The sequence below is a fragment of the Mesorhizobium sp. genome, from assembly GCF_004962925.1.
GTDB lineage: Bacteria > Pseudomonadota > Alphaproteobacteria > Rhizobiales > Rhizobiaceae > Mesorhizobium.
The window spans coordinates 1-4,953 of the sequence record NZ_SUEO01000287.1 but is presented as its reverse complement, the minus strand read 5'-3'; the positions used below and the strand labels follow the sequence as shown (position 1 = coordinate 4,953).

Genomic DNA, 4,953 nt, shown 5'->3' with positions numbered 1-4,953 from the left:
CGCGCCGTGGCTGGGCGAGGTCGGCGCGGTGCTGTCCGGTTATCTCGGCGAAAGCGGTCAGGCAGACGCCGTCGCCTCGCTGGTCGGCGCGGTCAAGGCGAAGACGCCGGATGCCATCTATATCTGCGATCCGGTGATGGGCGATTCGGGCGGGCTCTATGTGCCGGAGACCACCGCCATCGCCATGCGCGACCGGCTGATGCCGATCGCCGACATCGCCACGCCCAACCGCCACGAGCTGGAATGGATGGCGGGAGCGCCGCTGCCCGATCTGAAAGCGGTGATGACGGCCGCACTTCATGCCGGGCCGGCTACCATGCTGGTCACTTCGGCGCCGGCGATGATGGCCGGTGGCACCGGCAATCTGCTGCTCAACGGCAGCCAGGCGCTGCTCGCCGAGCATCGCCTCATCGACAAGCCGCCCAATGGGCTCGGTGACCTGACGGCGGCCGTCTATCTGGCACGCATCCTGTCCGGCCAGCCTGCGATCAAGGCACTGCAGTCGACCACGGCGGCGGTCTACGAGATCCTGGCGCGCACCGCCAAGCGCGGCGGCGATGAATTGCAGCTCGAAACCGACGCACAGAGCCTGTCACACCCGATGGCGATGGTGCAGCTTCGCCATCTCCTGCATCCGGGGCGGGACAAAAGGGCGTGACTTCGGACGGCAGCCGCGTCCTTGTCGGCGTCGACGGCTGCAAGGCCGGCTGGATCGCCGTTCGCCGCGATCTGGGTGCTGCGCCCTCGGTAGCCGTTTTTCCCAGCTTCGCAGCACTGCTCGACGCATTGCCGGCCGATGCGACGGTCGCCGTCGACATGCCGATCGGCCTGCCCGAACTCTCGCAGAAGGGCGGTCGCGGGCCGGAGGCGCTGGTGCGGCCGCTGCTTGGTAACAGGCAGTCCAGCGTCTTCGCCATCCCCTCGCGTGCAGCGCTTTACGCGCATACAGATGGCTTCACCACGATCGAGGCCTGGTATGCCGCGCATCGCCAGGCAAGCGAGGTGGCGAAGGCGACCTCCAATCCGCCGCGCGGCGTCTCGATCCAGGCCTTCGGCATCTTTGCCAAGATCCGCGAAATCGATGCCGTGCTGATCGCGCGTCCCGAACTGCGCAGCCATGTCTTCGAATCGCACCCGGAAGTCGCCTTCTGCCGGCTGAACGACGACCACGCGATGCGCTTGCCGAAGAAGATCAAGGGCGCCATCAACCCGGCCGGCATGGCGGAACGCAAGGCGCTGCTTTGCCAGCACGGTTATATCAGGGACTTTCTCGACCGGACGCCGCCGCGAGGCGCTGCTGCCGACGACTTTCTCGACGCCGCAGTGGTGATGCTGATCGCCGGCCGTATCGCCAGCGGCGAGGCGAGGCCGTTTCCGGATCCGCCACTCGTCGACCGTTTTGGCATCCCTGTCGCCATTTGGGCATGACAACCTGGCTTGCAAGGACATTGGTCTTACCAAGGCTGAGCCTTGTTTGCTGCACTCCTGTTGCAGCCAGCCATCCGCGATTCGGCATTGCTCGCGACCGGCTTTTACCGCTAGAGCCTTTCTGACCTAAAAGAGCTGCCGCCCAACCCGGAAAGGCTCCAGACGCCGCCCATGCCTCATCTCCCTGACCATCTGCTCGCCGGCTATCGCAATTTCATGAGCGGCCGCTATCTCGCCGAGAGCGGCCGCTATCGCTCGCTCGCTCGCGAAGGCCAGTCCCCCGAAACGATGATCGTCGCTTGCTGCGACTCCCGCGCGGCTCCCGAGGCGATCTTCGACGCTGGCCCCGGCGAACTCTTCGTGCTGCGCAATGTCGGCAATCTGGTGCCGCCCTATGCGCCCGACGACCAGTTCCACTCGACCTCGGCAGCGCTCGAGTTCGCCGTGCAGAGCCTCAAGGTGAAGAACATCGTGGTGATGGGCCATGGCCGCTGCGGCGGCATCCGCGCAGCACTCGACGCCACGGCTGCGCCCTTGTCGCCCGGCGACTTCATCGGCAAATGGATGAGCCTGATTGCGCCGGCGGCCGAGACGGTGTCGTCCAGCACCTTCATGACGGCGACGGAGCGCCAGACCGCGCTGGAGCGCATCTCGATCCGCTATTCGATCGCCAATCTCAGGACCTTTCCCTGCGTCTCGATCCTGGAAGGCAAGGGACGGCTGTCGCTGCACGGCGCCTGGTTCGACATCTCGACCGGCGAACTCTGGGTGATGAACAAGGACACCGGTGATTTCGAGCGGCCGGAGATCACATAGGAGGATTGCATGATAAGCCGTTCGATCGCTTTGGCCGCAGCGGCGCTGCTGATTTCAATCGTATCCGCCCGCGCCGACGACGGGGCGCTCATCGGCCGCTGGTATGCGGCGCTGCTGGTCGCCGATCGCACGGAATTGTCGAACCTGCTTGCCGATGACGTCCGGATTAAACTCGACGACCTCGGCGTCGTCCAGACCAAGCAGGAGTTCATCGCCTCGATCGACGAATGGAAAGGCGCTGTCGCCGGAGCCGAGATCCGGCATCGGATCGAGAAGACCGAAGGCGGCGTGACCACGGTGATCGCCTGCTATGATTTTCCCAAAAACGACATGCTGATGCAGGAAACCTTCGCCATCACCGACAACCGCATCACCGCCAGTTCGCAGGCGGCGATCGCGGAAAACTGCGACGGCTACTGAGCGGGTAACCGCCGCGCTGTTGCGCGCAACCGGCCAGCGCCTTACATCGGTGACGATCCCGCCCTGCCTCTACAGCCAACTCAGCGAAAGCCCTCTCACTCAGCGAAAGATTCTCCATGCCGTCCTCGAAAGCCGTCGACCTCGCCGCCCATCCGCTGACCACCTGGCAAGGGCCGCTAGGCCTGCCCGATTTCACCCGCATCGGCGACGGCGATTTTTCTCCGGTTTTCGATGCGGCACTGAAGGCGCATGAGGCCGAGATCGAGGCGATATCGGGCAATGCCGAGACACCGACCGTCGAGAATACACTCGCGGCGCTGGAGCTTGGCGGCGAGGCGCTCGACCATGTCTCGTCGATCTTCTGGTGCCGGGCCGGCGCCCACACCAACGAAGCGATCCAGGCGCTGGAGCGCGAGATCTCGCCAAAGATGTCCAGGCATTTCTCGGCGATCTCGATGAATGAGAGGCTGTTTGCCCGCATCGACGACCTCTACCAGCGCCGCGAGGCGCTGAAGCTCGATGCAGAGACGCTGCGGGTGCTGGAAAAGACCTGGAAGAGTTTCGTCCGCTCCGGCGCCAAGCTCGACGCCGAGGGCAAGAAGCGGCTGGCGGCGATCGATGAGGAACTGTCGTCGCTCGGCACCATTTTCGGCCAGAACCTGCTTGCCGACGAGCGCGACTGGGGGCTGTTCCTCGACGAGGCCGACCTTGCCGGCCTGCCGGAATTCCTGAAAAGCGCGATGGCTGAAGCCGCCGAGATGCGCGGCCAGAAGGGCCGCTATGCCGTCACCCTGTCGCGCTCGATCTACGAGCCGTTCTCGACCTTCTCCGAGCGCCGTGACCTGCGCGAGATCGCCTTCCGCGCCTTCACCATGCGCGGCCAGAACGATGGCGCCACCGACAACACGATCGTGGTGCGCGATATGCTGCGCCTGCGCGCCGAGAAGGCGAAGCTGCTCGGCTACGCTTCCTTCGCCGCGCTGAAGCTCGACGACACCATGGCAAAGACGCCGGAGGCCGTGCACACGCTGCTCGACCCGGTCTGGGAAAAAGCCTTGGAAAAGGCCGCAAGCGACCAAACCGAGTTGCAGCGGCTGGCGGCCGAGGCCGGCAGCAACGAAAAATTCGCTGCCTGGGACTGGCGCTTCTATCAGGAGAAGCTGCGCGCCGAGAAGTTCGCCTTCGACGAGGCCGAGCTGAAGCCCTATCTGCAGCTCGACCGCGTCATCGATGCCTGTTTCGACGTGGCGACACGATTGTTCGGCATCACCTTCGAGGAGAAGAAAGGCATCGCCACCTGGCATCCGGACGCACGTGTTTTCGTCGTCAGGAATGCCGATGGCAGCGAGCGCGGTCTGTTCCTGGCCGATTATTTCGCGCGGCCCTCGAAACGCTCAGGCGCCTGGATGAGCGCACTGAAATCCGGCTATAAGCTCGGCGATGGCTCGAAGCCGGTCATCTACAACATCATGAATTTCGCCAAGCCGCCGGAAGGCGAGGTGGCGCTGTTGTCGGTCGACGAGGCAAAGACCCTGTTCCACGAATTCGGCCATGCCCTGCACGGCATGCTCACCGACGTCACCTGGCCATCGGTCGCGGGCACCTCGGTCAGCCGCGATTTCGTCGAACTGCCCTCGCAACTCTACGAGCACTGGCTGACCGTGCCGGCGGTGCTGGAAAAGCATGCGCTGCATGTGAAGACCGGCAAGCCGATGCCGAAGGCGCTGGTCGACAAGATGCTGGCGGCGCGCACCTTCGGCGCCGGCTTCGCCACGGTCGAGTTCACCGCGTCGGCGCTGGTCGACATGGCCTACCACGCGCGGCCGGATGCGCCGGAACAGCCGCTTCGTTTCGAAGCCGAAACGCTCGAAAAGCTCAACATGCCCGACACCATCGCCATGCGCCATCGCACCCCGCATTTCGGCCACATATTTTCCGGCGACGGCTATTCGGCCGGCTACTATTCCTACATGTGGTCGGAGGTGCTCGACGCCGACGCCTTCGCCGCCTTCGAGGAGACCGGCGACCCGTTCAATCCGGCGCTGGCCGAGCGGCTCAGGAAGAACATTTATGCTGCCGGCGGCTCGAAAGACCCGGAAGAACTCTACACCGCCTTCCGCGGCAAGATGCCCTCGCCCGAAGCGATGATGGTCAAGCGCGGGCTGGTCTGAACAGCGAAACTGCCAATCCACCGTTGTGGGCAGGGCTATCGCAGGTGGAACGCCGAGGCTTTCGCTCTACGATGTACCCCTACCCCTAACCCCTCCCCACAAGGGGGAGGGGTTAGGG

At 64.5% G+C, this 4,953-nt stretch carries 5 protein-coding genes; all 5 read left to right on the top strand.

Annotated features, from left to right (window positions below):
* The coding region (locus E5W87_RS32790; protein WP_292407309.1) for a PfkB family carbohydrate kinase at positions 1 to 658 on the top strand (658 nt) is incomplete at its 5' end.
* On the top strand, positions 655 to 1,428 hold the full coding sequence (locus tag E5W87_RS32785; RefSeq protein WP_292407308.1) for a DUF429 domain-containing protein: 774 nt from the start codon (positions 655 to 657) through the stop codon (positions 1,426 to 1,428). The genes E5W87_RS32790 and E5W87_RS32785, both read left to right, overlap by 4 nt.
* A 171-nt stretch (positions 1,429 to 1,599) precedes the next feature.
* Entirely contained in the window at positions 1,600 to 2,244 is a 645-nt protein-coding gene (locus E5W87_RS32780) for a carbonic anhydrase (protein ID WP_292407307.1), read from the top strand.
* A gap of 9 nt (positions 2,245 to 2,253) precedes the next feature.
* Complete coding sequence (locus E5W87_RS32775) at positions 2,254 to 2,664, top strand: nuclear transport factor 2 family protein (protein WP_292407306.1); 411 nt, start codon at positions 2,254 to 2,256, stop codon at positions 2,662 to 2,664.
* 116 nt (positions 2,665 to 2,780) lie between these two features.
* Positions 2,781 to 4,835: a M3 family metallopeptidase gene (locus tag E5W87_RS32770; RefSeq protein ID WP_292407305.1), complete on the top strand. Its 2,055-nt coding sequence runs from the start codon at positions 2,781 to 2,783 to the stop codon at positions 4,833 to 4,835.
* Positions 4,836 to 4,953 lie beyond the last annotated feature (118 nt).

Bases quoted from the DNA above. Each gene is read 5' to 3' on its own strand.
- E5W87_RS32780 (WP_292407307.1), top strand. From the start codon at position 1,600: ATGCCTCATCTCCCTGACCATCTGCTCGCCGGCTATCGCAATTTCATG.
- E5W87_RS32775 (WP_292407306.1), top strand. From the start codon at position 2,254: ATGATAAGCCGTTCGATCGCTTTGGCCGCAGCGGCGCTGCTGATTTCA.
- E5W87_RS32770 (WP_292407305.1), top strand. From the start codon at position 2,781: ATGCCGTCCTCGAAAGCCGTCGACCTCGCCGCCCATCCGCTGACCACC.